This window comes from Embleya sp. NPDC059213 (assembly GCF_042754445.1).
Classification (GTDB): domain Bacteria; phylum Actinomycetota; class Actinomycetes; order Streptomycetales; family Streptomycetaceae; genus Embleya.
In genome coordinates, this window is the sequence record NZ_JBHZAV010000137.1 from 1 (window position 1) to 25,222 (window position 25,222).

General features: G+C 72.5%; 28 protein-coding genes and 1 pseudogene. 17 read left to right on the forward strand and 12 right to left on the reverse strand.

What is annotated here, in order from left to right:
- The first annotated feature begins 310 nt into the window (after positions 1-310).
- The 4 genes from ACFXMF_RS34885 to ACFXMF_RS34900 all read left to right on the forward strand — a co-directional run bounded on the left by ACFXMF_RS34885 (position 311) and on the right by ACFXMF_RS34900 (position 3,899).
- Complete coding sequence (locus ACFXMF_RS34885) at positions 311-739, forward strand: hypothetical protein (protein WP_360311769.1); 429 nt, start codon at positions 311-313, stop codon at positions 737-739.
- A 216-nt stretch (positions 740-955) separates the two neighbouring features.
- The gene (locus tag ACFXMF_RS34890) at positions 956-1,636 is read left to right on the forward strand and encodes a uracil-DNA glycosylase (RefSeq protein WP_360311767.1); all 681 of its coding nucleotides are present in this window, start codon (positions 956-958) and stop codon (positions 1,634-1,636) included.
- A 239-nt stretch (positions 1,637-1,875) separates the two neighbouring features.
- Entirely contained in the window at positions 1,876-3,165 is a 1,290-nt protein-coding gene (locus ACFXMF_RS34895; RefSeq protein WP_360311765.1) for a MurT ligase domain-containing protein, read from the forward strand.
- The gene (locus ACFXMF_RS34900) at positions 3,165-3,899 is read left to right on the forward strand and encodes a glutamine amidotransferase (protein ID WP_360311922.1); all 735 of its coding nucleotides are present in this window, start codon (positions 3,165-3,167) and stop codon (positions 3,897-3,899) included. The genes ACFXMF_RS34895 and ACFXMF_RS34900 overlap by 1 nt, the downstream gene beginning before the upstream one ends.
- Before the next feature lie 75 nt (positions 3,900-3,974).
- Here ACFXMF_RS34900 and ACFXMF_RS34905 read toward each other — a convergent pair whose 3' ends face one another.
- From ACFXMF_RS34905 to ACFXMF_RS34915, 3 genes are all read right to left on the reverse strand, one after another.
- A complete protein-coding gene (locus tag ACFXMF_RS34905) occupies positions 3,975-5,024 on the reverse strand; it encodes a cation diffusion facilitator family transporter (protein WP_360311763.1) in 1,050 nt (349 codons plus the stop codon).
- Positions 5,021-5,407: a metalloregulator ArsR/SmtB family transcription factor gene (locus tag ACFXMF_RS34910; RefSeq protein WP_360311761.1), complete on the reverse strand. Its 387-nt coding sequence runs from the start codon at positions 5,405-5,407 to the stop codon at positions 5,021-5,023. The genes ACFXMF_RS34905 and ACFXMF_RS34910 overlap by 4 nt, the downstream gene beginning before the upstream one ends.
- Before the next feature lie 232 nt (positions 5,408-5,639).
- On the reverse strand, positions 5,640-6,530 hold the full coding sequence (locus tag ACFXMF_RS34915; protein ID WP_379989697.1) for a PaaX family transcriptional regulator C-terminal domain-containing protein: 891 nt from the start codon (positions 6,528-6,530) through the stop codon (positions 5,640-5,642).
- A 44-nt stretch (positions 6,531-6,574) separates the two neighbouring features.
- Between ACFXMF_RS34915 and ACFXMF_RS34920 the strand changes: the two genes are divergently transcribed.
- From ACFXMF_RS34920 to ACFXMF_RS34930, 3 genes are all read left to right on the forward strand, one after another.
- The gene (locus tag ACFXMF_RS34920; RefSeq protein WP_360311757.1) at positions 6,575-7,741 is read left to right on the forward strand and encodes an LLM class flavin-dependent oxidoreductase; all 1,167 of its coding nucleotides are present in this window, start codon (positions 6,575-6,577) and stop codon (positions 7,739-7,741) included.
- Between the two features lie 74 nt (positions 7,742-7,815).
- Complete coding sequence (locus tag ACFXMF_RS34925; RefSeq protein ID WP_360311755.1) at positions 7,816-8,880, forward strand: zinc-binding dehydrogenase; 1,065 nt, start codon at positions 7,816-7,818, stop codon at positions 8,878-8,880.
- Positions 8,881-9,212: 332 nt separating this feature from the next.
- The gene (locus ACFXMF_RS34930) at positions 9,213-9,641 is read left to right on the forward strand and encodes an ATP-binding protein (RefSeq protein ID WP_360311753.1); all 429 of its coding nucleotides are present in this window, start codon (positions 9,213-9,215) and stop codon (positions 9,639-9,641) included.
- Between the two features lie 70 nt (positions 9,642-9,711).
- On the opposite strand, the gene ACFXMF_RS34935 is transcribed toward ACFXMF_RS34930, so the two are convergent.
- The gene (locus tag ACFXMF_RS34935; protein WP_379989696.1) at positions 9,712-10,236 is read right to left on the reverse strand and encodes a GNAT family N-acetyltransferase; all 525 of its coding nucleotides are present in this window, start codon (positions 10,234-10,236) and stop codon (positions 9,712-9,714) included.
- Positions 10,237-10,285: 49 nt separating this feature from the next.
- Between ACFXMF_RS34935 and ACFXMF_RS34940 the strand changes: the two genes are divergently transcribed.
- A complete protein-coding gene (locus ACFXMF_RS34940) occupies positions 10,286-10,858 on the forward strand; it encodes a TetR/AcrR family transcriptional regulator (protein ID WP_360311749.1) in 573 nt (190 codons plus the stop codon).
- A gap of 28 nt (positions 10,859-10,886) precedes the next feature.
- Here the strand turns inward: ACFXMF_RS34940 and ACFXMF_RS34945 are convergent, their stop codons facing one another.
- Together ACFXMF_RS34945 and ACFXMF_RS34950 are read right to left on the reverse strand one after the other, a co-directional pair.
- On the reverse strand, positions 10,887-11,873 hold the full coding sequence (locus ACFXMF_RS34945) for an NAD-dependent epimerase/dehydratase family protein (protein ID WP_360311747.1): 987 nt from the start codon (positions 11,871-11,873) through the stop codon (positions 10,887-10,889).
- Positions 11,874-11,960: 87 nt separating this feature from the next.
- Positions 11,961-12,461 carry a MarR family transcriptional regulator gene (locus tag ACFXMF_RS34950; protein WP_360311745.1) on the reverse strand — a complete coding sequence of 167 codons (501 nt, stop codon included), beginning with the start codon at positions 12,459-12,461 and terminating at the stop codon, positions 11,961-11,963.
- Positions 12,462-12,710: 249 nt separating this feature from the next.
- Between ACFXMF_RS34950 and ACFXMF_RS34955 the strand changes: the two genes are divergently transcribed.
- The 6 genes from ACFXMF_RS34955 (at position 12,711) to ACFXMF_RS34980 (ending at position 18,645) form a co-directional block, all read left to right on the forward strand.
- Entirely contained in the window at positions 12,711-14,960 is a 2,250-nt protein-coding gene (locus tag ACFXMF_RS34955; RefSeq protein WP_379989695.1) for an MMPL family transporter, read from the forward strand.
- 109 nt (positions 14,961-15,069) lie between these two features.
- Positions 15,070-16,299 (forward strand): sensor histidine kinase, encoded by a 1,230-nt coding sequence (locus tag ACFXMF_RS34960; RefSeq protein ID WP_360311741.1) that lies wholly within the window; start codon positions 15,070-15,072, stop codon positions 16,297-16,299.
- Positions 16,296-16,976, forward strand: coding sequence for a response regulator transcription factor (locus ACFXMF_RS34965; RefSeq protein ID WP_360311739.1), 681 nt, complete (start codon positions 16,296-16,298; stop codon positions 16,974-16,976). The genes ACFXMF_RS34960 and ACFXMF_RS34965 overlap by 4 nt, the downstream gene beginning before the upstream one ends.
- A gap of 122 nt (positions 16,977-17,098) precedes the next feature.
- The gene (locus ACFXMF_RS34970; RefSeq protein WP_360311737.1) at positions 17,099-17,935 is read left to right on the forward strand and encodes a HipA family kinase; all 837 of its coding nucleotides are present in this window, start codon (positions 17,099-17,101) and stop codon (positions 17,933-17,935) included.
- Entirely contained in the window at positions 17,935-18,327 is a 393-nt protein-coding gene (locus ACFXMF_RS34975) for a DUF3037 domain-containing protein (protein WP_360311735.1), read from the forward strand. The genes ACFXMF_RS34970 and ACFXMF_RS34975 overlap by 1 nt, the downstream gene beginning before the upstream one ends.
- 144 nt (positions 18,328-18,471) lie before the next feature.
- Positions 18,472-18,645: a hypothetical protein gene (locus tag ACFXMF_RS34980; protein ID WP_360311733.1), complete on the forward strand. Its 174-nt coding sequence runs from the start codon at positions 18,472-18,474 to the stop codon at positions 18,643-18,645.
- A 30-nt stretch (positions 18,646-18,675) separates the two neighbouring features.
- Here the strand turns inward: ACFXMF_RS34980 and ACFXMF_RS34985 are convergent, their stop codons facing one another.
- Positions 18,676-19,551, reverse strand: coding sequence for an N-acetylmuramoyl-L-alanine amidase (locus ACFXMF_RS34985; protein WP_379989694.1), 876 nt, complete (start codon positions 19,549-19,551; stop codon positions 18,676-18,678).
- Positions 19,552-19,957: 406 nt separating this feature from the next.
- Between ACFXMF_RS34985 and ACFXMF_RS34990 the strand changes: the two genes are divergently transcribed.
- Positions 19,958-21,181: a beta-ketoacyl-ACP synthase II gene (locus tag ACFXMF_RS34990; protein WP_360311729.1), complete on the forward strand. Its 1,224-nt coding sequence runs from the start codon at positions 19,958-19,960 to the stop codon at positions 21,179-21,181.
- Positions 21,182-21,539: 358 nt separating this feature from the next.
- Positions 21,540-22,037 (forward strand): hypothetical protein, encoded by a 498-nt coding sequence (locus ACFXMF_RS34995; protein WP_360311727.1) that lies wholly within the window; start codon positions 21,540-21,542, stop codon positions 22,035-22,037.
- A 45-nt stretch (positions 22,038-22,082) separates the two neighbouring features.
- Here ACFXMF_RS34995 and ACFXMF_RS35000 read toward each other — a convergent pair whose 3' ends face one another.
- Together ACFXMF_RS35000 and ACFXMF_RS35005 are read right to left on the reverse strand one after the other, a co-directional pair.
- Positions 22,083-22,532 (reverse strand): RICIN domain-containing protein, encoded by a 450-nt coding sequence (locus ACFXMF_RS35000; protein WP_360311725.1) that lies wholly within the window; start codon positions 22,530-22,532, stop codon positions 22,083-22,085.
- Between the two features lie 102 nt (positions 22,533-22,634).
- Complete coding sequence (locus ACFXMF_RS35005; RefSeq protein WP_379989693.1) at positions 22,635-23,066, reverse strand: DUF732 domain-containing protein; 432 nt, start codon at positions 23,064-23,066, stop codon at positions 22,635-22,637.
- A gap of 564 nt (positions 23,067-23,630) precedes the next feature.
- Here ACFXMF_RS35005 and ACFXMF_RS35010 point away from each other — a divergent pair.
- The gene (locus ACFXMF_RS35010; protein ID WP_379989692.1) at positions 23,631-24,020 is read left to right on the forward strand and encodes a hypothetical protein; all 390 of its coding nucleotides are present in this window, start codon (positions 23,631-23,633) and stop codon (positions 24,018-24,020) included.
- Between the two features lies 1 nt (position 24,021).
- Here ACFXMF_RS35010 and ACFXMF_RS35015 read toward each other — a convergent pair whose 3' ends face one another.
- From ACFXMF_RS35015 to ACFXMF_RS35025, 3 genes and pseudogenes are all read right to left on the reverse strand, one after another.
- Positions 24,022-24,240, reverse strand: coding sequence for a hypothetical protein (locus tag ACFXMF_RS35015; RefSeq protein WP_379989691.1), 219 nt, complete (start codon positions 24,238-24,240; stop codon positions 24,022-24,024).
- 221 nt (positions 24,241-24,461) lie between these two features.
- Positions 24,462-24,647 carry a hypothetical protein gene (locus ACFXMF_RS35020; RefSeq protein WP_379989690.1) on the reverse strand — a complete coding sequence of 62 codons (186 nt, stop codon included), beginning with the start codon at positions 24,645-24,647 and terminating at the stop codon, positions 24,462-24,464.
- Positions 24,648-24,779: 132 nt separating this feature from the next.
- Positions 24,780-25,222: pseudogene (locus tag ACFXMF_RS35025) on the reverse strand (transcriptional regulator); the annotation flags it as partial.

Genomic DNA, 25,222 nt, shown 5'->3' on the forward strand with positions numbered 1-25,222 from the left:
CTGCGCGCGTCGATCACGGGGGCGGGCTGGGTCGGGGGCGCTGACGCGCCGGGGGGTGGGGTGGGTCGGCGGGTTGGGGGAGGCCGGTTGTGGCGTGTGTGTCGCGGTGGTGGTCGTGCCTGGTTGGCTTGAACCTGTCTGGTTCGTCGCTCACTTGCCTCGGGGGGGGCGGGTGGGGGTCGGGGTCGAAACCGGGGTGGAGGTTGGGTGCGTCCTGGGGGTGCGGGGGCTGCGATGTGGGGCACCGCTACGGTGTGGGCCGCCGGTCGTTGGGCCGGGGGGTGCGAGCTGGTTTCGATAAGGGGCTGTGGTGGCGGTTTCGGGGGCGATATCCGGGTCGGCCGGACGGATGGCGGCGGTATTGGCGGCGGGGCGGGTGGCCGCCGGGGTGGTGTCCATGGTGGCTCCGCGCGGTGGGGTGTGGTTGCGGCCCACCGCGGCCCGGGAGGCGTCGTTGCTCGGCCGCGGTCTCGGGGCGCGGGACGTGTTGTTGGGCGCAGGCGTGCTGCGCGCGTTGGCGGCGGGGCGGGGCAGTGCCGAGTGGGGTTGGCTCGTGGTGGCCTCGGATCTGGTGGACGGGGCCGGCGGGGCGCTCGAATGGCGCCGGCTGACCCCCGCGGAACGCACGTGGGTGGGCGCGGTCTTCGCGTTGGCCGCGTGCGAGGCGGCGGTGGCCCTGTCGCTGGCCGGCTCGGATGCCGAGGACGCCTGGGACATGGTGACGGGCCTGATCGAGTAGCCGGGCAGGCGCGTCGAGCGGGTAGCCGAGGCAACCGGCCTTCGCAGCCCGACGCAAACGTTTCGACCGCAGCCGGGTGATCGCTACCGTGGGTCGGGGGGCGCGGCACCGACGCGCGGCGCCGCGACCAAGTCCCCTCCCCCGCACGCTCGTACCCTGGTCGGCGCGGGTGCGGCCGTGCGGGAGTGTCACTCGTTTGCCCTATGCTCAACTCCCATGGTGGCGCGGCCGTTGGGCGAACTTGTCGAGGCAGGATGGGCGAAGGCCCTGGAACCGGTGGCGGGCCGAGTGGCCGCCATGGGCGAGTTCCTGCGAGGTGAAATCGCCGCCGGGCGGCGGTACGTACCGGCGGGCGCGAACGTGTTGCGGGCGTTCACCCAACCGTTCGCGGACGTACGGGTGCTGATCGTGGGTCAGGATCCCTATCCCAACCCCGGGCACGCGGTGGGGTTGAGCTTTTCGGTCGCTCCGGAGGTGCGTCCGCTGCCCGGTTCGCTGATCAACATCTTCACCGAGATGAACCGCGACCTGGGCCTGCCGATGCCCACCAACGGTGATCTGACCCCGTGGGCCGACCAGGGCGTGTTGCTGCTCAACCGCGCGCTGACCACCGCCCCTGGTCGGCCCGCCGCGCACCGCGGCAAGGGCTGGGAGGAAGTCACCGAGCAGGCGATCAAGGCGCTCGCCGCGCGCGGCACCCCGCTGGTGTCGATCCTGTGGGGTCGCGACGCCCGCAATGCCCGGCCGCTGCTCGGCCCGGGCGCGGCCGTGGTCGAGTCCGCGCACCCCTCCCCCATGTCGGCCGCCGGCGGCTTCTTCGGCTCCCGCCCCTTCTCCCGTACCAACGACCTCCTGGTGGGCCAAGGCGCCCAACCGGTGGACTGGCGCCTCCCGTAACCCGAAGGCACCAACACCCGACCCCGGGCCCGCCGCAGGACACCCGTGCTCCGGCCGCGGCACCGGGCACACACCGCCCCACCGGCACCGCCGCAACCGAAACGCCGACCCCGCGCGTCCACGCCTATACGCACCGCCGCCGGCGACGGAAGGTGGTGTGATCTCGATAGGGTGGCGGCCGGTACAACCGGTCATGGGCCACCGCCGGTCGGGGCCGTCGCTTGGAGGAACCTTCTTCGATGTCAGGCAATAGCGTTCCCGGCCAGGGGGGTGCGCCGCAGCGCTCCTCCGAGGCGTTGCCGCCGCGTTCCAAATTGGCGATCACCGCGAGTCGGGTGACCGCGGCCATCTCGCGGCGCGCCGGCAAGGGCAGCGGTTCGGTCATCGGCGGCAAGCTCGCGCTGCGACTCGCCCCGGACCTGCTCGCGCAGTTGTCGGTGGGGCTGCAGGTGGTGCTGATCTCCGGGACCAACGGCAAGACCACCACCACCCGCCTGGTCGCCGAAGCGATGCGCGCGGCCGGCCCGGTGGTGTCCAACGCGCTGGGCGCGAACATGCCGGCGGGCATCACCTCCGCCCTCGCGGGCGCGGGCAACGAGGCCCGCTACGGCGTGATCGAGGTCGACGAGAAGTACCTCGCGGGTGTCGCCCGCGACTCCGACCCCGTCGCCATCGCGCTGCTCAACCTCTCCCGGGACCAGCTCGACCGCGCCGCCGAGACCCGGATGCTCGCCGAGAAGTGGCGCGAGGGTCTGCGCGGGCGGGACGCGATCGTGGTCGCCAACGCGGACGACCCGCTGATCGTGTGGGCCGCGTCCTCCAGCAAGGACGTCTTGTGGGTGGCCGCCGGGCAGACCTGGCAGGAGGACTCCTGGTCCTGCCCGCAGTGCGGCGGCGTGATGCAGCGTCCGGGCGACGACTGGTTCTGCTCGGAGTGCGACTTCCGTCGTCCCTCGCCCACCTGGTCGCTCGCCGGTGATCGCATGGTCGACCCGGACGGGCAGGTGTGGCCGCTGCACCTGCAACTGCCGGGCCGGGCCAACCGCGCCAACGCGGTCACCGCCGCGGCCGTCGCGTCGTTGTTCGGCGTGCCCGTGGAAGCGGCGCTGGAGCGGATGAAGCACGTCACCGCCGTCGCCGGCCGCTACGACGTGGTCGACTACATGGGCCGCAAGTTGCGCCTGCTGCTGGCCAAGAACCCGGCCGGCTGGGTCGAGACGTTCTCGCTGATCGACCCGCCGCCCACCCCGGTGATCCTGTCCGTCAACGCGCTCGACGCGGACGGCAAGGACACCTCGTGGATCTGGGACGTCGACTTCACCCAGCTCGCCGGTCGCCCGCTGATGGTCCTGGGCCAGCGCCGACTCGACCTGGCCGTCCGGCTGGAGGTCGCGGGCCTGCAGTTCCAGGTCTTCGAGACGCTCGGTCAGGCGGTCGCGGCCTCGCCGCCCGGCCAGATCGAGGTCATTGCCAACTACACGGCGTTCCAACAGCTTCGCAAGACGATCAAGGAAGCGGCCCACGCATGATCGGTGAGAGCAGGCTGCGCCTGGTCTGGATCTACCCGGACCTGCTCAGCACATACGGCGACCAGGGCAACGCGCTGATCGTGGAGCGCCGCGCGCTGATGCGCGGCATCGAGGTCGAGCGGGTGGACGTACGCTCCGACCAGCCCGTGCCCACCTCCGGCGACATCTACCTGATCGGTGGCGGCGAGGACCGGCCGCAGCGGCTGGCCGCCGAACGCCTGCGCCGCGACCCGGGGTTGGCCACCGCGGTCGGCGCCGGTGCCGCGCTGCTCGCGGTGTGTGCCGGCTACCAGATCATCGGCAACGAGTTCATCGACGACCTCGACCAGGCCGAAGCCGGTCTGGGCCTGCTGGACGTACGCTCCGGCCGGGGCGCGCCCGGCAAGCGCTGCGTCGGCGAGGTGCTGGCCGAGGTCGACCCCGCGCTCGGCCTGCCGGTGCTCTCCGGGTTCGAGAACCACCAGGGCGTCACCCACGTGGGCCCCGGCGCCAAGCCGTTGGCCCGGGTCACCCACGGCAACGGCAACGGGACCGGCGACGGCACCGAGGGCGCGTACGCGGGTCGGGTGATCGGTACCTACATGCACGGGCCGGTGATGTCGCGCAACCCGGCGCTGGCCGACCTGCTGCTCACCTGGGCCACCGGCGTGCCGCTGACCCCGCTGGGCGACCACTGGCACGAGCAGCTCCGCTCCGAGCGCCTGCGCACGGTCCGCGCCGCCGCCTCGAACTGAGCGAAGAGCAGATGGGCCGAGGGCCCGCGTACCGCCGAGCGGTACGCGGGCCTTCGGTCTGGTCGGCGCTCCCCGTCAGCGCGTGTGCACCGTCCCGTGCGGGTCCTCGCAGTGCCCGCGTGTCGTGCCGATCGCCAGCACCGCCGGGTCGGCGTGATCGACCTGAAGCGTCGTGTGGGTGATCGCGTACCGTTCGCGCAACCGCTCCTGGAGCCGGTCGCGGACCCGGTGGCAGTCGTCCCCTGGCTCGACCAGGACGTGTGCGGACAACGCCGGGAAGCCGGACGTGATGGTCCAGATGTGCAGGTCGTGCACCTCGGTGACGCCCTCGACCGAGGCCAGGTCCGCCCCGACCGCGTCCGGTTCGATGCCGTTGGGGGCCGCCTCCAGGAAGATCCGCCACGACTCGCGGACCAGCGCGATGCCGGACTTGAGCATCAGCGCCGCCACGATCAGCGAGGCGATCGCGTCGGCCCGGGCGAAGCCGGTGGTCAGCACCACGACGCCGGAGATCAGGGTGGCGATGAACGCCCACAGGTCGTTGAGGATGTGCTGGTAGGCGCCCTCGACGTTGAGGCTGGAGCGGTTGGCCCGGGAGATCAGCCAGGCCGCGATCACGTTGATCACGATGCCCACCGCGGCGGTGACGATCACCAACGAGCCCTCGACGTCGGGCGGCGAGATCAGCCGCCGGACCGCCTCGTAGGTGAACCACACCGCCAGGACCAGGAACGTGATGCCGTTGATCTGCGCGGACAGGATCTCCGCCCGCTTGAACCCGTACGTCCAGCGCCCACGCGCGGGCCGGGCCGCGAGCCGCATCGCCACCAGCGCGAGCCCGATCGCGAACGCGTCGGTGACCATGTGGCCGGCGTCGGTGATCAACGCGAGCGAACTCGCCAGGATGCCGACGGTGACCTCGACCACGATGAACGCGCCGATCAGCACGAGCGCGGCGGTCAGGTAGCGGCGGTCCGCGTCCGCGGCCACCCCATGCGAGTGCCCGGCGTGCCCGGCTCCCCCGTGGTCGTGCCCGCCGTGGCTGCCGTGGGCCGGATCCGGCTCGCGGGTCGGCGCCGAGGACCCGGCCGCGTCCGGGCCGTGGTCGTGGTCGCGGGTGGTCATGAAGTCCCTCCGGGGAGCTCGTTCGCGCAGCCGGTGTGATCGGTGGCGGGGGCGTGACCGATGTGCGCGAGCGCCACGTCCAGGAGCAGCCGAACGTGCGCGTCCGCGAGGCGGTAGTAGGCCATCCGGCCCGCCCGGCGCACCGTCACCACCTGGTGTGCGCGCAGCAACCGCAGTTGGTGCGAGACCGCCGATTCGCCCTGCCCGCAGGCGGCGGCCAGGTCGCGGACGCACAGCTCGCCCTCCAAAAGCGCGACCAGCAGGGTGAGTCGGCCGGGGTCGCCCAGGAGCGCGAACACGTCCGCGGTCTCGGCCAGGTGCGGGCCGTCGGGCAACCGCGATCGCACCGAGTCCACCAGGTCCGCGTCCACCGGCTGCGCCACCGGGTCACCTCCACTTTCGCGTGGTCGCCCACGTCCGCCGTCGTCTCGACTCGGACATCGTATCGTCTGAACAGCTCTTCATACGAGCATGAGAAGAAGATAGGGGCAGGGGGTATCCACACGCAAGCGCGCCGCGCCGTTCCCACCACCGCGCCGCACCCGTTCCCGCAAACGCGTCACACCCGTTCCCGCAGGCCCGCCGCGCCCGTTCCGAAGCCGCGGCCGGCCCCGCTCAACCCCGCCGAGGATCCCGATCCAGGTGCGCCCACCACCGCTGCGCCGGTTCGTGGACTTGGTGCCACGTGGCCACGAACAGGTCGCTCGCCGCCGCCCCCGGCCAGTCCGCCGGCAGCAGCGCGGCGGGCAGGCGCGGGTCGCATTCGAAGGTCAGCCGCCACGCGTGCACCAGCCGGGTACGCAGCTCGAACGCCTCCGCGTCGGTGTTCGCCCGCGCGCCGGCGAACCGGTCGACGAACGCCTCCAGGACCACCCGGATCGCGGCCGGGTCCCACGCCTGTTCGACCAGGGCCCGTTCCCGCTCCGGGTCGCTCACGCTCGACGTCATCCAGGTCGCGTGCCCGGCCAGGCCCCGCTCGGCGATCAGCGCCCGCAACGCGCCCACCCCGCCCGGGTCCGCCGCGATCCACACCCCCCGCCCCAGATCGCCGAAGCCCTCGAAGGCGAGCTGCTCCTCGACCACCGCGCGGGCCTCGCGCAGCGTCGCCGGCGGGCGGAACAGCAGTTGTTGCCACTGTCCCGACCAGGGCGTCTCGCGGGTCGCCCGGGCGAGCCGCTCGGTCCATCCGGTCAGCAGCCGATACAACGACGGCGCGAGGGTCAGCCGGGTGTACCGCCCCTCGGCCCGGGCCACCAGCCAGCCCTCCCCGGTCAGCCTGGTGATCGCCCGCCGGGTGGCCGCCTCCGGCACCCCCAGCGCGTCGAGCGCCGCCACGGCCGTCGGCGACCACACCCCGTCGTGCCCGGGCCAGCGCACGTACTCCCCCAGCACGGTCAACAACAACGTGCGGGCGCTGGGCCCGCCATCGGCGGTGCGCCGGGTGCGCGGCCCGGTGCGACCGGCGGGCGTACCCCTTGTTTCCTCGCGATCCTCCATGTAGGACATAACTCATCCAAGCATGTTCTTGTGTCCTACGAAAGGTCCAGCCCGTGTCAGAGGCCGCTCCGCCGACCCGCTTCGGTGCCTTCATCGCCCCCTACCACGGCATCGACGGCAACCCCTCGCTGCAACTGCGCCGGGACCTCGACCTGGTCGAACACCTGGACGCGCTCGGCTTCGAGGAGGCGTGGATCGGGGAGCACCACTCGGCCGGATACGAGACGATCGCCTCGCCCGAGGTGTTCATCGCCGCCGCCGCCGAACGCACCACCCGGATCCGACTCGGTACCGGCGTCAACTCGCTGCCGTACCACCACCCGCTGGTGCTGGCGGACCGCATCGTGCAGCTCGACCTGCAATCGCGCGGCCGGGTGATGTTCGGTTCCGGGCCCGGCCAACTGGCCTCGGACGCCTTCATGATGGGCATCGACCCGATGCGCCAGCGCGCCATGATGGCCGAGGCGCTGGCCGCGATCGTCCCGCTCCTGCGCGGCGAGACGGTGACCATGCGCACCGACTGGTTCACCCTGGACCAGGCCCGGCTGCACCTGGGCCCGTACACGCGCGCCGGCATCGAGACCGTGTGCGCCTCCACCGTCTCGCCGTCCGGATCGGTCCAGGCCGGCACCCACGGCATGGGCCTGCTCTCGCTCGCCGCCGCCGACCCGTCCGGCTTCGCGGCGCTGTCCACGAACTGGGACGTCTACGCCAAGACCTGCGCCGAGCACGGCCACGTCGCCGACCGCGAGCGCTGGCGCCTGGTGGTGCCGATGCACCTCGCCGAGACCACCGAGGCGGCGCGCGAGCAGGCCGAGTACGGCGTGCACCACCTGGTCGACTACATCCAGGGGTTGTCCGGGATGACCATGCCCTGGGGGGCGACGCCCGGGCAGGCCGTGGCGCAGTGGACCGGCGAGGGTTTCCCGACCTTCGGCGTGGCGATGATCGGCACACCGGCGCAGGCGATCGAACGCATCACCGCGATGGCCGAACAGTCCGGCGGCTTCGGCACACTGCTCCTGCTCGACCTGCCGATCGCGCGACCGGCGGACAAGCGGCGCAGCTACGAACTGTTCGCCGAGTACGTGGTCCCGCACTTCACCGGCGCCAACCGTCCCCGGCAGTCCTCGATGGCCTGGGCGCACGACAACAGCGAGCGCTTCATCGGCGCGCTGCGTCAGGCGGTCGTCGCGGCGATGACGCCGCCCGCCTCCTGAACCCGTCCACGCACGTTCGTTTCGGCGATCCGGAGCACCGGTGAGCCGTCGACCCGACAGGGAGATTGCCCAACATGCGAGCAGCGGTACTACGCGGCGGCGCGTTCACGGTCGAGGACATCGCGGCACCCGAACCCGGCGAGGGGCAGGTCCTCGTGGAGACGGTGGCCTGCGGGATCTGCGGCTCGGATCTGTCCGCGTACAAACACACGGCCGAGTTCCTCCGGGCGTCCATCGATTCCGACACGCCGTCGTTCGTCTTCGACCCGGACGCCGACCTGGTGATGGGTCACGAGCTGTCCGCGCGGGTCGTGCGGCCCGGGCCGGGGGTGACCGGCTTCGAGGAGGGCGAGGTCGTGGTCGGCCTGCCCTGGGCGCTGGACGGCGGTGGCGTATTGCGCACCATCGGCTACTCCAACACCTTCCCCGGCGGCTTCGGCGAGCGCATGGTGATGCAGGCGGCGGCCCTGGTCAAGGTGCCCGCACACGTACCGGCGCACGTCGCCGCGCTGACCGAGCCGCTCGCGGTCGGCTTCGGCAACGTGGCCCGCTCCGGCGCGGAGAAGGGCGGCGCGGCGATCGTGATCGGCGCCGGGCCGATCGGCCTGGGCGCGATCGCCGGCCTGATCGAGCGCGGCGTGGCCCCGGTGGTGGTCTCCGAACCCTCCCCGCGCCGCCGCGAACTCGCCCGCGCGTTCGGCGCCCACGTCGTGGTCGACCCGGCCGAGCGGGACCCGTTCGTCGCGTGGCGCGAGATCGCCGAGCCGGGGCAACCGCTGACGATCTTCGAGTGTTCGGGCAAGGCCGGCATGTTCGATCGCATCACCTACGCCGCGCCGCGCGGCGCCACGGTGTTGCTGATCGGAGTGTGCATGACCGAGGACACCTTCCGACCCGTGGTGGGCATCTACAAGGACCTCACGGTCAAGATGTGTCTGACCTATCCGCCGGAGGAGTATCCGAAGACGCTGGCCCGGATCGCCGCCGGCAGCGTGGACGCGGCGGCGCTGGTCACCGGCCAGGTGGGCTTCGGCGGGGTGGCCGCGGCGATCGACACGCTCGGCCGGCCGGACGAGCACGTCAAGGTCCTGGTCCGCCCACATTTGGAGGGGTCGGGCGTACATCCCGCCACGGCGTAGCGGCGGAGCCGGGTACGGGCCGGGTCCGGGGGACGCGCGGGGCGGGTGTCACGCGTAAGGGTGGACCCCGGCCGGTCCCCCCTGGCGCGCGCCGTGCGCGGACGGCGCGCTCGCCAGGGCGTTTCGTTCGCGCACGCCCCCGAACGCCCCGCCGAGCGGGGTGTGGAAGTGTCGCAAACGGGACGCACCGGGTGTCGGAATCGGTACGCTCCGAGGGAATTCCCTCGGAAGATCCGTACACCCGCCATCGGGGACATCATGAGTCACACCGGGCACCGTCACGGTGCCGTGTCCGTCCATCGCGTGACCGCCACCGGCTCGGGAGGCGCGGTATGACCGTGCTCAATGACGCCCATCCGGTGTGTCGGTTCGATCTGCCGCCGCACGAGGCGGAGGTGTCCGCGGCCCGACGCAAGGTGGTCGCGATCGCCGTCGGGTGGGGCATGCCCGCCCACGGCGATCTCGCGGACACGCTGCGTCTGGTCGTGTCCGAGTTGGTGACCAACGCGGTCCGGCACGCGGGGGTGTTGACGCCGGCCATCGGCGTCACCGTGTGCGGCACCGACGACGGCGGGGTGCAGGTGGGGGTGCACGATCGACATCCGTTCTGCCCCAAGGCGCTGTTGGAGACCGTCGACGACGACAGCGGGCGCGGCCTGTTGATCGTCAAGGCCCTGGTCGCCGAGGCCGGCGGGTACGCGGGGATCCAGCCGGACACGACGGGCGGCAAGACGGTGTGGGTGACGCTGCCGCTGCGCTGAGCCGGCACTCGGGCCGTCGTCGGGCCGGGGCGGGCGCCGATCCCGGATCGATTTCCGGGGTCGACGCCGATCACCACTTCAGGTCGAAACGTTGCCTGACGGTGTCGATTCCCCAGGTCCGGGCCGGGTGTTCCTCGGTCAGGGCGAAACCGGCCCGGTCGTACAGGTGCCGGGAGGCCCCCAGGCCGGCGATCGTCCACAGGTAGACGCCGACCGCGTCGCGCCGACGGGCCTCGGCCAGTGCGGTGTCGAGCAACGCACCACCCACCCCGCGACCGCGCGCGGCCGGATCCAGGATCACCCAGCGCAGCCGCGTCCACCCGTCCTCGGCGCGGGTCAACCCGATGCCGCCGAGCACACGTTCGGTGTCCCGGTCGTCCTGGGCGACCCACATCCGACCGGGCCCGTCGTCACCTTCGCGGGTTCGGGCCAATACGAGTTCGGCCATGCCCGCGGCGACGCCCGCCTCCATCGTCGCGTCCATGCCGTATTCGCGGCTGTACAGCACGCCGTGCAACGCGGCGAGCGCGCCCAGGTCGCCGGGACGCGTCGCGTCGCGAATGCTCACGCCACGCGTGCTCGGTGTCGAGGTCATGGTCTCGATATCCTTCACTGAAACAGTTGTTTCAGTAGAGGATATGCGGATGACCGCCGACGTGAAACCCCCCACCTCCGCCCGCCGTGACGAGCTGCTCGCCGCGAGCGCGGCCTACGTCGCCGAGCACGGGCTGGCCGAACTCTCGCTGCGCCCGCTGGCCCGGGCGATCGGCTCCAGCCCCCGTGTGCTGCTCTACCTGTTCGGCGCGAAGGAGGGACTGGTCCGGGAGATCCTCGACGTCGGCCGCGCCGAGCAACTCGCCCTGGTCGCCCGCGCCGACGGCCACCCGGGCACCGCCCGGGAGACCCTCGACCTGCTGTGGACCTGGCTGGTCGCCCCCGAACGCCGAGGCGCGCTCCGCCTGTTCTTCGACGGCTACGTGCGATCCTTCGACGGGCCCGACGGGCCGTGGTCCGACTTCGCCGGCAGGTCCCTCGACGACTGGCTGCCCCCGCTCCGGCGCGTCCTGGCCGACCACCCGGTGCCGCCGACCCTGGTGCTGGCCGTGCTGCGCGGCCTGCTGCTCGACCACCTGGCCGGCGGCACGCCGGACCATCGGGACAGGGTGCAGTCGGCCTGGACCGCCTTCCTGGACCACTCCTTCCCGCCGCCCGGGTGACACCCGCCCACCCCGGCGCGCCGGCGGCTCAGCCCAGCGGAAGCTTGGCCTCCTTCTCCGGCGGCAGGCCCACCACCGGGCGGTCCGGGCGTTGCGGCACGACGCCGTTCACCGAGCGCAGCCAGGTCCACGTGTCGGCGACGGTCTCCTCGACCGGGCGCACCCGCAGGCCGGCGGCCAGCGCCTTGCGCACGTCGCGCCGGTGAATGCCGTCGTAGTCCTCGCCCGCCGGGAGCCAGATCGGCAGTTCGAGCCAGGGTTGGATGCCCGCGGCCAGGATCGTGTCCGGGTCGATCCAGCGCAGTTCGGCGTCCGAACCGGTGATCCGCACGCACAGGTCGAGCAGCTCGCCCATCGTGGTGTGGCCGGTCGGCCCGACCAGGTTGTAGGCGCCGCTGCGACCGGCCTCGGCCGCGTCCAGAGTCCACTCGGCCAGGTCGCGCGCGTCGATGTACTGGAGCTGCGCCTCACGCGGACCCGGAGCCGGGACGAGGCCGCCGCGGGCGATCCGGTTCAGCCACCACGGGAGCCGGCCGATGTTCTCCCGCGGACCCAGGATCAGCCCGGCCCGCGCGTGCACGTACCGGTCGCCGAACGCCTGCTCGACGGCGATCTCGGCGCCGCGCTTGGCCCGGGGGTAGGACACGTCGTCGCCGTCGTCGGGCGCGGCCTCGACCAGGGCCGCCTCCTCGCCCAGTCCGGCGGGCGTCGGCTGGTCGTACACCGAGCAACTGGAGATGTAGACGTAACGCCCGACGCGGTCGGCCAACAGCTCGGCCGAGGCGCGGACCACGCGCGGCGCGGCGCTCCAGGTGTCCAGGACCACGTCCCACTCGCCGTCGGCGAGCGCGGCCAGACCGCCCACAGTGGTCCGGTCACCCACCAACGACCTTATGCCGGAGGGAAGTTCGTGCCGACCGCGATTGAACACGGTCACGTCCCAGTCCCTGGCCGACGCGGCGTCGGTGACGGCGCGGCCGACGAACTCGGAACCACCCAGAATCAGAATTCTCATGCCCCGACTCTGCCCACCCGCGACGATCACCGGAAGCACCTCACGCTCTGGGCGGAATCGCTGTCGGCGTAAACCCGCGGCCACCGCTCATCCCCCGTCGCGCGGCGGGCACGAGCGCCCGTCCCGGACCGCCCCCGGCTCCACCGCCTCGTACTCGGCCAACTCCCGGTCCACCAACCGCAACAGCCGCAACAACTCGGCCCGATCCGCCTCGCCCAGTCGATCGAAGACGGCCGCACCCGCGCCCTGCCGGATCGCCCGGATCCGACGCAGCTCGTCCCGCCCCCGCTCGGTCAACTCCACCAGCGTCGCGCGCCGATCCAGCGCGGAGGTACTGCGCCGGACCAGGTCCCGCGCGGCCAGATCGTCCACCACGGTGGTCGCCGAGCGCGGCACGATCTCCAGCCGCGCCGCCAGATCCGCCATCCGCAGCGGCTCCTCGGCGTGCGCGAGCACCTTCATCGCATGCGCCTGAGCCGGCGTCAGACCCAACGGGGCGAGTTCCCGGCCGGCGCGCACCCGAATGCGCCTGGCCAGCCGCATGAACAAATCGCCGATCGGCGCCGAGCTGGATTCCGGCGAACTCACGCGTGTCACGTCCAGGAAACAGGGACCCGAGCGGATCCGAATACCCCCATTGTCCCGCCGCCCCCGACCCGGGACGACGGGGGTGGTCACGGGCCGCTCCGGGCGGTCACGCCTCGGGCGCCTACTGCGATTTCGGTAGTGCGTCGTGTGGTTTCGGTAGGTCGCGGTGTCCGTAGCGGCATGACGACGGGACGGGTCCTCCCGGGCGAGCCTTGAGCGGTCATCGCTCGTGGATAGGGAGACCCTGACGTGGCGACTTTTCTGTATCGGCTCGGGCTCGGCGCTTTCCGGCGCCGCCGCCTGGTCGTCCTGGTCTGGCTCGGGGTGCTGGCCGCGGTCGCGGTGGGCGCCGCGGGAGCGCGGGGGCCCTCGGACGAGGAATTCTCGATGCCGGGGATCGAGTCGCAAAAGGCGTTCGATCTCATGGAGGAACGCTTCCCCGGGGCCGCCGCGGACGGCGCCACCGCCAGGATCGTCTTCGTCGCCCCGGACGGGCGGCAGGTGGGCACGGGCGACCTGCGCAAGGCCGTCGTGAACGCGGTGGACACGCTGGGCGGCGGCCCGCGGGTGGCCGCTGTCGCGGACCCGTTCGAGTCGCAGGCGGTCAGCAAGGACGGTACGACCGCGTACGCGACCGTCACCTACAAGGTGGAGTCCGCCGACGTCACCGATGCCGACCGGGCGGCGGTGGACAAGGCGGCGAATCAGGCCCGGGCGGCGGGCCTGACGGTGGAGACCGGCGGGTCGGCGATGGACGGCGGCGGCGGCCCCGGCGGCGTCGCGGAGATCGTCGGCCTCTCGGCGGCGGCGGTCGTGCTGCTGATCACCTTCGGGTCACTGGCGGCCGCAGGTCTGCCGCTGCTGACCGCGATCGTGGGTGTCGCCGTGAGTCTGTTCACGGTCGTATTGCTGGCGGGCCCGCTGGGGCTGTCCTCGGACACGCTCACGCTCGGGACGATGCTGGGCCTGGCGGTGGGCATCGACTACGCCCTGTTCGTGGTCTCCCGCTATCGGGAAGAGCGCGAGCGCGGCCGGCCCCCGCAGGAGGCGGCCGGGGTGGCGGTGGGCACCGCCGGATCGGCGGTCGTGTTCGCCGGGATCACCGTGATGATCGCCCTGGCGGGCCTGTCGGTGGTCGGGATCCCGACGCTGACCAAAATGGGCCTGGCCGCCGCGGGGGCCATCGCGGTCGCCGTCCTGGTCGCCTTGACACTCGTGCCCGCGCTGCTCGGGTACTGGCCCGACGCGGTCCTGGCCCGCAGGACGCGCAAGGCCCGCGCCCGGGGCGCCGACCGGACCGTGCTCCCGAGCGGCGGTGCGCCCGGCACCCGCACACGGGTCAACCTGGGCACCCGCTGGGCCGGCTTCGTGCTGCGTCGTCCCGTGGCGGTGCTGATCCTCGGCGTGGTGGGTCTGGTCGCACTGGCCGTACCGGTGGCATCACTGCGCCTGGGCATGCCCGGTGACGAGGCCAAGTCCACCGCCACCACCGAGCGACGGGCCTACGACGCGCTCGCGGCGGGCTTCGGCCCCGGCTTCAACGGACCGCTGACCATCGTCGTGGACGCCAGGGGCTCGGCCGACCCGCACGCCGCGGTGCGCGCCGTCGGCGACCGGATCGGCGGCACAGCCGGCATCGTGTCCGTCTCGCAGGCCCGCTTCAACCAGGTCGGCGACACCGCGGTCTTCCGGGCCACCCCGTCGAGCAGCCCCACGGACCAGCGGACCAAGGACCTGGTGGAGGCGATCCGCCGGGACCGGCCGGCCGTGGAGAAGCAGGCGTCGGCGACGTTCGAGGTCACCGGCACGACCGCGCTGAACATCGACGTCGCGGCGAAGGTGCAGGCCGCGCTGGTGCCGTACCTGGCGGTGGTGGGCGGCCTGGCGGTGGTGTTGCTGCTGCTGGTCTTCCGGTCCCTGCTGGTGCCGATCAAGGCGGCCCTGGGTTTCGTGCTCTCGGTGCTCGCGGCGCTGGGCGTATTGGTGCTGGTCTTCCAGGAGGGACACGCCGCGGACCTGTTCGGGGTGGAGCAGACCGGGCCGATCATGAGCCTGATGCCGATCTTCATGATGGGCATCGTCTTCGGGCTGGCCATGGACTACGAGGTCTTCCTGGTCTCCCGGATGCGGGAGGCGTACACCCACGGGGAAGGGGCCGAGCAGGCGGTCGTGTCCGGGTTCCGGCACAGCGCCCGGGTGGTGACGGCCGCCGCGCTGATCATGATCGCGGTCTTCTCCGGGTTCATCGGGGAACAGGGCGGGCTGATCAAGATGCTCGGGTTCGGCCTGGCCGCCGCGGTGCTCTTCGACGCCTTCGTGGTCCGGATGGCGATCGTGCCCGCCGTCCTGGCCCTGCTCGGCGACCGGGCCTGGTGGCTGCCGAGCCGACTGGGCCGCGTCCTGCCCCGAGTCGACGTGGAGGGCTCGGCCCTCCTGGGCCACGCCCGGCCCGCCGGCCCGGACCGCGACCCGGACGGGCCGGTCCGGGCGCACCGATGATCGACTGCGCCCGAAGGACCGCCCGAGCAAGCCGTCTCGGGCGGTCCTTGCGCCGTCCTCGTGGGCATCGGCAACCATGGACCCGGCACGCCCCCTCGCGGAGAGCACGATGACCGGCAATCTCGAACGGTACGCGGAGCGCCACGCCCGGGCCGCGGATGTGGTGACGGCGGTGGCGATGTGCGTCTGCACGCTCTTCGGGGCGCAGATCAGCACGTCCGAGTCCTCGCCCCCGCACGCCCTGTGGCCCGCCTGGATCCTCGTGGTCTCCGGCGTGGCCGTGCTCGGCGCCCGCACCCACCCGCGCGCCGCCCTCGCGGTCACCACCGGCGCGGCCGCACTGCTGACCGCGCTCGGCTACCTGCCCAGTCCGCTGCTGCTGGCCCCGGTGATGACCGCCCTGTACTGGCTTGCCGCGCTCACCGACTCGCGGACCACCGGCCGCTACGGCCGGGCGGCGGTGGCCGTGCTGCCGGCCACCTCGCTGGCCGGCGCGCCGCTCGGCGACGACCTCATCCTGCGGACCGTGGGCACCGTCCTGTGGTTGTGGCTGCCGATGTCCCTGGGCAGCAGGAGCCGCTTCCGGCGCGCCTACCTCGAATCCGTCCAGGCCCGCGCCACGCACGCCGAACGCACCCGCGAGGAGGAAGCCCGGCTGCGCGTCGCCGAGGAACGCATGCGCATCGCCCGCGAACTGCACGACGCCATCGCCCACCACATGGCCGTCGCGCACGCCCAGGCCGGCACCGCCGCCCACCTCGCCGACACCCACCCCGAACAGACCCGACGGATCCTCGCCGACCTGGTCGGCACCACCACCTCCGCGCTCCTGGAACTGCGCGCCACCGTGGGCGTGTTGCGCCAGAGCGCCGACCCGGACGCCGACCCGCTGGCGCCCGCCCCCGGCCTGGACCGTCTCGCCACGCTGGTCGCGGCCTGCGAATCGGCCGGCCTGACGGTCACCGTCACCACCGAGGGCCGGGCCCGGCCGCTGTCCCCGGGCGTGGACCTGACCGCCTACCGGATCATCCAGGAGGCCCTGACCAACGCCACCAAACACGCGCCCGACCACGCGGCCCGGGTTCGGCTCCACTACCAGGACTCACACCTGCTCGTCACCGTCGACAACGACGGTTCACCCGACGGCGGGGCCGTTCCGCCGGTACCCGGAGGCGGCTACGGACTGATGGGCATGCGCGAACGCGCCCACTCGGTCGGCGGCGACCTGCGCGCCGGCCCCCGACCCGACGGCGGCTTCGAAGTCGCCGCCGCACTCCCCCTCCCGCCTCCCGCCCCGGCGGACACCCCGGCCGGACGACGACCCGAGGAAACCCGTTGACCATCCGCGTCCTGCTCGCCGACGACCAGGCCCTCCTGCGCGGCACCTTCCGGCTGCTGATCGACTCCTGCGCGGACATGGAGGTGGTCGGCGAGGCCGCCGACGGCCACCAGGCCGTGGAACTCACCCGCGCCCGGCAACCCGACATCGTCCTGATGGACATCCGGATGCCCGACGGCGACGGGCTCGCCGCCACCGCCGCCATCTGCGAGGACCCCGACCTCGCCGGCACCCGCGTCCTCATCCTGACCATGTTCGAGACCGAGGAGTACGTCGCCCGGGCACTACGCGTCGGCGCCAGCGGCTTCCTCGGCAAATACGTCACCACGGACGCGCTGCTGGACGGAATCCGCACCGTCGCCGCCGGCGAGGCGCTCCTGTCACCGGGAGCCACCCGGGCCCTGATCACCCGCTTCCTCACCACGCCCGCCTCCGGACCGCCCCTGGCCCCCGCCGAACGCCTCGCCGACCTCACCCCCCGCGAGCAAGAGGTCACCGTCTTGGCCGCCCACGGCGAGTCCAACGACCGGATCGCGGAAAAGCTCGTCCTCAGCGTCCTGACCGTGCGCACCCACATCCAACGCGCGATGACCAAACTCGGCGCCCGCGACCGCGCCCAACTCGTCGTCATCGCCTACCAGAACGGCCTGGTCCGCCCCGAACCCCCCAGCCTCTGACGGCAACGGGCCCAGCGCCCCGCGTCGACCCGCGCCCGCGCCGCTCGACGCGCCCGACCCGCACGAGCCCGCCGCGGTGACCCGAGTGTTTTTCGGCCCGCGGGGCGTGGCATTGTTCGGGAATGCTTCCCCTGGTCCATGCCATTCGTTACGTCACGCCGATGCGCGAGGGCGGTTCGTTGCCCGGGCTCGTCGAGGCCGACGATCTCGGCACCTACGTCGTGAAGTTCCGCAGCGCCGGGCAGGGGGCCAAGGTGCTGGTCGCCGAGGTCGTGGTGGGCGAACTGGCCCGCCGGCTCGGGCTGCCGGTGCCCGCCCTGGTGCGGATGGAGGTGGATCCGGTGATCGCGCGCGGCGAGCCGGACCAGGAGGTGCAGGAGCTGATCAAGGCCAGTGCCGGGCTGAACCTGGGGATGGACTTCCTGCCGGGCTCGGCCGACTTCACCCCGGCCACCTGGGAGCCGGACGCCGAGCTGGCCGCACGCGTGTTGTGGCTGGACGCGCTGACCTCGAACGTGGACCGTTCCTGGCGCAATCCGAACCTGCTGGTGTGGCACGGTCGGCTGTGGCTGATCGACCACGGCGCCTCGTTGTGGTTCCACCACGCGTGGCGGGCCGCGACGTCGGCCGCGACGCGTGCGTTCGACGCCGGCGATCACGTGCTGGCCACCCTCGGCGGTCCCGGTCTGCTCAAGGCGGACGCCGAACTGGCTCCGCGGATCACCCGCGCGTTGCTCACCGAGGTACTCGCGCTGGTCCCGGACGAGTGGCTGGAGTCGGGCGACGCCGAGCGCGCACTCGGCCTGGACAGCCCCGACGCGCTGCGCGAGGCGTACATCGCGCACCTGTCCGCCCGCGCCGCCGCACCGCGCGCGTGGCTCCCGGAGATCGCGCCGGAAACGGTCGCGCGACAGGGCGCGGCCTCCTCGGTGTCGAACCGCCCGGATTGGCTCAAGTGATGACGACGATCGCCCAGCGGGAGTTCTTCGAGTACTCGATCATCCGCCTGGTGCCCCGGGTGGAGCGCGGGGAGTGCCTGAACGTCGGCGTCGCGCTGTACAGCCAGGCGTTCGGCTTCCTGGGCGCCCGCACCCACGTCGAACAGTCCAGGCTGTGCGCGCTCGACCCGGACGCCGACGTCACCCAGGCACGCGCGGTACTCGCCGCGTGGGAACTGGTGTGTGCGGGCAGCGAGGCGGCCGGTGCGCCCGGCGCCGAGCCGGTCGGGCGCCGATTTCGCTGGCTGACCGCGCCGCGCAGCACGATCGTGCAGCCGGGTCCGGTGCACGGCGGATTGACCGCGAATCCGGCGGCGGACCTGGACCGGCTCTTCGACCTCTTGGTGTTGTGAGGCGCGGCGAGGGCCCGGCGGTCACCCGGCCGCCGGCCGCCGCGCCACGTGGTTCCCGGGCGCCGCGCTCTGTCCGTCTCGCGAGCTGCTGCGCTACCGTGCCAGACACCGGTTCGTTCCCGGGCTCCGAGGGTGGAGGCGACGATGATCCGTACCTACGGTCCACAGAGTCGGGGCATGGTGGCCTGCACACTCGTGCTGCTCACCATCCTGGGTCTGTACAGCGCGCTGTACGACGCGGTGGCCTGGATGTGGCTGGTGTGGTCGCTGATGGCGATCGTCACCGGCCTGCTGGTGGCCACCGACCGAGGCGTGTGAGACGCCCCGCTTCCGCTGTGCGCGCCCCGCTCACGCGACGGTGAAGCCGTGTTTGGCCCCCAGTCGGGTCAGTGACCGGCGCCCCGGGATGCCGTCCGCGTCCGAGCCGTTGTAGCCCAGTCGGCGCTGCCATTCGGCGTATGCCTTCAGGGTCGCGGTGCCGTAGTGGCCGTCGGCCAGATGGCCGGCGAGCAGGCCCTCGGCGACCAGGGCGTTCTCGACCATGCGGGTGCCCACGTAGGTGACCGGAGTGCCCTGGCGGCTCGGGTCCGACCGTGCCGCGGCGACCAGTTCGGCCAGGTCGACGGCGGGGCGCGGGGCCGGGATGTCGACGGGTGGGGTGCCGCCGGTGCCGGCCACGATGCCCGGGAAGATCCGGTCGTGGAACTGCCGTACGCGCGCGTCGCCGGGGCACGCGGTGCCGTCGATGGACCATTTGGCGAACAGCCGGTGGTAGCCGTACCCGGGGTCGTCCCACGCCCGGCACACCCGCAGCGGCAGGTCGTGCCGTTCGTGCATCCACACGCCGAGCCGGATCAGGCTGTCCACCTGGGCCTCGGTCCACGGGTCGGTGTGCTCCAGGTTGCTCGCGCTCTCGACGCTGACCGCGCCGGTGCCGTCCGACCGGCGGTTCGCCGAGGCGTTCGCGTCGGCCCGGGTCTCGGTGCCGATGAACTGCCACAGGCCGCCGTCGTACGCGCAGCCGAAGTGCGATTCGAGGTTGGTCGAGTCGCGCCAGTACTCGTACATCCGCTCGCCCGACCACGGCGCGGCGATCGAGTGCAGGATCAATTGGGTGGGGCGGATGGCGGGCTGCGCGTCGGATTCGGGCTCCAGCTCGCGCTGGGTGGCTCCGGGGTACCAGGCCATGGCGGTCTCCCTGGGATCGAGGTCGCAAATGCCCATGGTCACGACGTTTTGCCGGCTTTTCGTCGATCTTCCGCAAAGCCGGGACGATCCCGCTGAAGCAGCCCATAATGCCGCGCGCGGCTTGCCGCACCGTACGCCCCGCGAGCGTCCTCGCGCGCGCCCCGCGACTGCCCTCGCGCGCGTCCCGCCGCCCCGGATCCGTCGCTCACAACCGCCGATCATCGGCGGGTATCAGCCGTTTCGATGGCATTTGCGGAGCTGAACCGGTTACCGGTCGGTTGTGGGAACTCAACAAGTAATAGGACGTCCTCTTTATCGGTGTCGATACCCCCGCGCCGAACTTTCCCTGACAGCGTTGCGGATCAAGTGACCCGTACGCGAGCGCGCGTGGGTCACCCGTGTCGTGTTTCCACAATGCTTCGACAGAGCTGGGGTGCGTTTTATGACGCTCGGCAAGACCGATGTGGTGGTGACGGGGATGGGCGCGACCACGCCGTTGGGCGGGGACGTGCCGTCCACGTGGGCGGCCCTCCTCGCGGGCGAGTCGGGAATCGAAGCCCTGGCGGACGCGTGGGCGGCCGACCTGCCGGTCCGGATCGCCGGGCGGATGCGAGTCTGCCCCGAGACGGTGCTCGACCGGGTCCGGGCGCGGCGTCTGGACCGGTGTCAGCAGGCCGCACTCGTGGCGGCCCGCGAGGCGTGGGCGGACGCGGGCGCGCCGGTGGTCGAGCCGGAACGGTTCGCCGTGGTGGTGGGCACCGGCATGGGTGGTGCGATGACGATGCTCGCGCAGCACGACGTGCTGGCCGCGTCCGGCGTGCGCCGGGTGTCCCCGCACACGGTGCCGATGCTGATGCCCAACGGGCCGGCCGCGCAGGTCAGCATGGAGTTCGGGGCTCGCGCCGGCGCCTACACCCCGGTCAGCGCGTGCGCGTCGGGCTCGGAGGCGATCGCGTACGCCCTGGACCTGATCCGCCTCGGTCGCGCCGACGTGGTGATCGCGGGCGGCGCGGAGGCGACGATAGGCCCCCTGCCGATCGCGGGCTTCGCCCAGGCCCGCGCGTTGTCCACCTACGACGGCGACCCGGCCGCGGCGTCGCGTCCGTTCGACGCCAAGCGCAACGGCTTCGTGATGAGCGAGGGGGCCGCGCTGCTGGTCCTGGAGCGGGCCGACTTCGCGGCGGCCCGCGGCGCCGGCAGGCACGCGTACCTGGCCGGCGCGGGGGTCACCTCGGACGCCAACCACATCACCGCCGGGTACGGGCCGGGCCAGGTCCGGGCGCTGCGGATGGCGATGGCCGAGGCCGGCGTCACCGGCGCGGACGTGGATCACATCCAGGCGCACGCGACCTCGACACCGGCGGGCGACGTGCTGGAGGCCGCCTCGATCGCCGAGGCGATCGGCAGGCACGCGGCGGTCACCGCGATCAAGTCGATGCTCGGCCACCTGTGCGGTGCGGCCGGCGCGATCGGCGCGGTCGCGGCCGTGGCGGCGCTGCGCGACGGCGTCATCCCGGCCACCCGCAACCTGGACTCCCAGGACCCGAACATCGACCTCGACGTGGTCGCCAAGGAGCCCCGGGTGGGGCCGCTGAACGTCGCCGTCGCGAACGCCTTCGGATTCGGCGGCCACAACGCGTCCCTGGTGTTCACCTCGGCCGGCTGAGGCCCGACGGATCCGATCGAAACAGGAACGCCCCGGCTGAAGCCCGAGGAGACACCGCGCTCCCCGACCCCGGTCCACCGCGTCGCGACCCGACGCCCCGACCGGGGTCGTCGCATGCCCGCCGCGGGGCGCCAACCGTTCGGGGCGGACACGGCGCGGCGCGAAAAATCGGGTGCGGTCGGTGCCGGTTCTGCACCAGGGTGGTGGGCGGCACGACCGTCCCGCACCCTGGGTCGGCGGGCCCGGAGGCCAAGCGGCAGCGGGGTTTCGGCGAACCGCAGGGTTTTTACCGAACACCTCGCGCGCACCGGGTGAATCAGGAACGTCTCTGGCCTCATTCGTTTCTAGGCTGAAGGACATGAAGACCACGGGGAAGAGCAACAACGCAGCCGGCGGCAGGGCCGGGAAGTCCGGTTCGATCGCCGCGTTCGCGCGGTTCGTGGTCTTCGGGGGCGGCACCGGGATCGCCTCCTCGGGTGCGCTGGTCGTGCTCTCCGGCACGATGCCGATCGCGGTCGCCAACGCGTTCGTGACCGTGGTCTCCACGGTGGCCGCGACCGAGTTGCACAGCCGGTTCACCTTCGGCGGCGGGCGCGCCGGATTGCGCGCCCACGGCCAGTCGGCGCTCAGCGCGCTGGTCGCCTACCTGTTCACCACGACCGCGGTGCTCGGCCTGCACGCGGCGGCGCCGGGCGCGGGTGTCCTGGTCGAACAGGGCGTCTACCTGGGCGCGTCCGGCCTGGCCGGGATCGGCCGGTTCGTGGTGCTGCGGCTGTTCGTGTTCGCCCGCCCCGCCGCGCGCCCGCGCCCGCTCACCCCGACCCTGGCCCGCACCCACGTGGTGGCCGCCGCCTGACCCTCGCGCGAGGGGGACGGCGGCGGCCCGGTCCGGTCGGCGTGCTCAGCGCGGTTCGAGCGCCCACCACTGCGACGGGCTGTCGGTGTCCTCCCACTGCCGCACGTTGCCGCCGGGCTCGGTGCTGCCGTCGGCCACCTCCAGGAGCAGCCCGCTGACGTAGTTGACCAGCGTGACCCGGCCCGGCACGTCGACGTGCTCCTCCAGGATCCACTCCTGCGCGCCGAAGTTGTTCGCCCGCCACAGTTGCACGTTGGCCCCGTTCTCCTCCGAGGCCCCGGTCACGTCCAGCCGCTTCCCACTGGCCACGTGCTCCACGTGGTGGACCGCGCCGCCCGCGTGTACGGCGGTGATCCGCCAGTGCTGCGCGGCGGAACCGTCCTCGGCGCCCTGCCACACATTGGCCCCGCTGTGGGTCCGCCCGCCCTCGACTTCGAGGACCAGCCCACTGCGCACGTTCCGCAGCACATACACACCCTCGCCAACCCCAGCCACGAAGCGCTCCCGGTCCGGATCCATGATCTTGAACCAGTCACCCTCGCACGCCGCACCCACACCGGGCCCGCCGGCCGCCGACCCGGCGATCGCGCGTCGGCGCTACTTGCGCCCCCCGTTCGGGCAGTACCCGGTCATCGCGGCGTTGGTGATGGCCAGGGCCTCGTCGCGGGTGTAGGTGACGCCCATGATGCGGTTGGCGATCTCCTCCCGGTCCTTGCCCATCTGCACCCAGCCGCAGGCCACGTTGGCCATGCTCAGCAGCACGTTCAAATCGGCTCTCGGGCCCACCAGTTGCGGTGCGGAGCGACCGAGTTCGGCGACGAATCTGGCATCGACGGGCGAGCGACTGCCGTCGGCCGGCGAGGAGTCCGCCCGGCCGGCTGCGGCCGGACTCGCCGCGTCACCGTCCCCCTTGCCCTGCACCAGACTTGCCACGAACACGGCGGCGCCGATCACCAGGACGATGGCCACACATGCCCCCACGACACGGTTGCCGATCCGTCGACGCCGCTGCGGCGGTTGATTGCTCACGGGACTCCCCACAGTCGGATGCCGCGGAGGCTACGCCCCCGGACCACTCGAACGGGCGTCCTTCACCGAGTCGTGATCCATCCCGCGCCGAGTCGCCCCACAACGACATGACGGCGCCGCCCGCTGCTCCCGTAACGAACGGCGCCCGCCGCATCCGGCCGAGCCGCCAACACACGGCCCGGCCGAGTCCCGGGTGGGGCTACTCGCCCGTGTGGTTCGCTTTCTCTCAAACGGACTACGATCCCCTCGTTCGGCCGCACCGGAGGCGAGGTCGGGCGCGTCTCACAGGCGGGGATCTCGGCCCCGCCCCGCATCCGACCCGGCGAGGATTCGCGACGTGCCCGCCGCAGACGAGGACCATCAGCGCGTCGCCGCTCACTTGCGGGGCCTCATCGAGCGCGGCATCCTGGCGCCCGGAGAGCGCTTCCCTACCCGCAGCGAACTCCGCGGGCAGTACGCCTCGGCGACGGAGCTGCCCGCGAGGCCATGCAGGTCCTCCGTGCGGATGGGCTCATCGAAGGATCCCAGCGGCGGCGGCGCCTCACCGTGGCGCATCCTCCAGCGATGAGGACCCCGACCGATCCGGCAGCTCCCTGGCCGTACGGCATAGGAGAACGGCAGCTCTCCCGCGTCGTGGCACCGACCATCGTCAGGACGCTACTCGGCCTCACCGACACCGCCCGCGTCCAGCGCACCGAGTTGCTCGACCCCGACGGGCGGACCAGCCACCTGCTCGTCAGGTACACCGGCCGCCTCCGCCCGATTCCCGATGCCCACACGCTCAGCGGTATGTCCGGGCGGGCCACCACCTCCGGCGAGGCCGGCATGCTCGGTGTCACCATCGGGGCGATGCTCCTGGTCGTGAGGGTGATCCGGTTCTCGCGCGACGGACGGGTCGCCGCAGTCGAGGAGTTGCTCCTCCCGGCGGACCGGTGGGAAGTCCGGATCGGATAGGTCACACCGGCCGCGAGGGTGCCGTGTTGCCGACGTACATCTCGCCGGCGGGCGCGATGTGCGTCTGCCGTGACTCCCGGCTCCAGCCGCGCAAGTACTCGACCATCCACCGGTCGTCACTGTCCTGCCAGACGCGGGTGACGGTGCCGAAGTGGTGGCGGGTGTCGCTGAGTTTGCGCCACAGGTTGTCGCCGATGGTCCACGGGGGCGAGTCGGACATGACCTCTCCAAGGCTGAGTGTGAGTGGTGGTCCTCGCCCGGCCGCCGCAGGGTACCTGCGGCCGGGCGAGGGAAGGCGGGCCCGGCGGTGAAACAGCACCGCCGGGCGGGCCACCCGACGGAGAGCGGGTGGCCGGGGCCGGCCAGGCGGCGCGGTGGGACCCGCGGGCCCGGCCGGAGGCCGCGTGCGGTCCCGCACCGCAGCGGCCGGAGAGCGACTCGTCAGTCGCCCGAGACGGCGGGCCGGTCGATCGTGGCCGGGACCGGATACAGCATGTGGCGACGGATCTCGTGCTGGAGCGCGACGACTTCGTCGTCCGTGAGGTCCACCTGCACCCGGTCGGGCAGCGTGATCCGGGTCGGGCGCTGCGGATCACCGGACGGGCCGACGTGAACGGTCTCGGACATGATGCCTCCAGCGCCGGGTCGGCAATGGGCGACGGCACCCACCAAGCCGAGCGGCCCAGCAGGTCTGCACACCATCAATGCTGACCGGCGGGAACCCCCATAAGTGACACAGGATGTGTCACCGTGTGGCACTCAAATCGCGTGAGCCCACTCGGCATAGCCGAGCAACGTCTCCGTGGACGACCGCTGCAAACGCACCAACGTGGCCAGGGTGTCCCTGACTTGGGGATGCTCGCGCACATGCTGAGGCGCGATCCTGCGAGCCAACTGCAACGAGGAGAAACACGCCTCGCGGTGCCCCCGCCACAGTTGCGCCCGAGCCAGGTCGATGTAGAAATGCGACCGCCGTTCGGCCGGCAGATCACAGCCCGGCTGCCACTCGCTCGCGAGGTCGAGCACGGCCGCGCCGTCGCCGAGTTCGATCGCCGCCGAGGTCCGGTGCACCCGCAGGGACGACGGACCCACGGACGTGCCGCAGTAGATGCCCTCCGGTACGGACGCCACCAGCGTCTCGGCCTCGCCCATGTGGGCACGCGCCGCATCCGCGTCCCGCCCGCCCCCGGAGACCACTACCT

Coding starts and splice junctions, on each gene's coding strand:
- ACFXMF_RS35015 (WP_379989691.1), bottom strand. CDS start 24,240: ATGTCCGACTCGCCCCCGTGGACCATCGGCGACAACCTGTGGCGCAAA.
- ACFXMF_RS34970 (WP_360311737.1), top strand. CDS start 17,099: ATGCTTCCCCTGGTCCATGCCATTCGTTACGTCACGCCGATGCGCGAG.
- ACFXMF_RS34945 (WP_360311747.1), bottom strand. CDS start 11,873: ATGAGAATTCTGATTCTGGGTGGTTCCGAGTTCGTCGGCCGCGCCGTC.
- ACFXMF_RS34915 (WP_379989697.1), bottom strand. CDS start 6,530: ATGTCCTACATGGAGGATCGCGAGGAAACAAGGGGTACGCCCGCCGGT.
- ACFXMF_RS34995 (WP_360311727.1), top strand. CDS start 21,540: ATGAAGACCACGGGGAAGAGCAACAACGCAGCCGGCGGCAGGGCCGGG.
- ACFXMF_RS34990 (WP_360311729.1), top strand. CDS start 19,958: ATGACGCTCGGCAAGACCGATGTGGTGGTGACGGGGATGGGCGCGACC.
- ACFXMF_RS34940 (WP_360311749.1), top strand. CDS start 10,286: ATGACCGCCGACGTGAAACCCCCCACCTCCGCCCGCCGTGACGAGCTG.
- ACFXMF_RS34975 (WP_360311735.1), top strand. CDS start 17,935: ATGACGACGATCGCCCAGCGGGAGTTCTTCGAGTACTCGATCATCCGC.
- ACFXMF_RS34890 (WP_360311767.1), top strand. CDS start 956: ATGGTGGCGCGGCCGTTGGGCGAACTTGTCGAGGCAGGATGGGCGAAG.
- ACFXMF_RS35010 (WP_379989692.1), top strand. CDS start 23,631: ATGAGGACCCCGACCGATCCGGCAGCTCCCTGGCCGTACGGCATAGGA.
- ACFXMF_RS34980 (WP_360311733.1), top strand. CDS start 18,472: ATGATCCGTACCTACGGTCCACAGAGTCGGGGCATGGTGGCCTGCACA.
- ACFXMF_RS34925 (WP_360311755.1), top strand. CDS start 7,816: ATGCGAGCAGCGGTACTACGCGGCGGCGCGTTCACGGTCGAGGACATC.
- ACFXMF_RS34930 (WP_360311753.1), top strand. CDS start 9,213: ATGACCGTGCTCAATGACGCCCATCCGGTGTGTCGGTTCGATCTGCCG.
- ACFXMF_RS34895 (WP_360311765.1), top strand. CDS start 1,876: ATGTCAGGCAATAGCGTTCCCGGCCAGGGGGGTGCGCCGCAGCGCTCC.
- ACFXMF_RS34960 (WP_360311741.1), top strand. CDS start 15,070: ATGACCGGCAATCTCGAACGGTACGCGGAGCGCCACGCCCGGGCCGCG.
- ACFXMF_RS34935 (WP_379989696.1), bottom strand. CDS start 10,236: ATGACCTCGACACCGAGCACGCGTGGCGTGAGCATTCGCGACGCGACG.
- ACFXMF_RS34985 (WP_379989694.1), bottom strand. CDS start 19,551: ATGGGCATTTGCGACCTCGATCCCAGGGAGACCGCCATGGCCTGGTAC.
- ACFXMF_RS34905 (WP_360311763.1), bottom strand. CDS start 5,024: ATGACCACCCGCGACCACGACCACGGCCCGGACGCGGCCGGGTCCTCG.
- ACFXMF_RS35020 (WP_379989690.1), bottom strand. CDS start 24,647: ATGTCCGAGACCGTTCACGTCGGCCCGTCCGGTGATCCGCAGCGCCCG.